This is a genomic window from Streptomyces sp. NH27, assembly GCF_056859195.1.
In genome coordinates, this window is record NZ_JACEGK010001144.1 from 1 (window position 1) to 253 (window position 253).

The window sequence follows — 253 nt, forward strand, 5'->3', positions numbered from 1 at the left end:
TCAGGCGGCCTCTGTCGTCAGCATAGATCCCTCGTTGTTCCGGGAGAAGTTCGATGAGCTCTCCGCCGCGTTGGCCCCGCTGTTCGCCCGCCGCGAGCCTCGGGCACACGCCTGCGCGTACATGCGTGGCCTGCTGGCCGACCTGCCGCGCAAGAACTGCTGGACCGTGGCCGAGCACGCAGGGCAAGCGCGGGCGTTCGGGACACAGCGCCTGCTCTACCAGGCCGTCTGGGACGAGGACGGTGCCCGCGAC

Annotated in this window: 1 pseudogene; it reads left to right on the forward strand. The window is 70.0% G+C overall.

Annotation, left to right across the window (positions count from 1 at the left end):
- Positions 1-34: 34 nt before the first annotated feature.
- A pseudogene (locus AC13HU_RS38420) lies at positions 35-253 on the forward strand (IS701 family transposase); the annotation flags it as partial.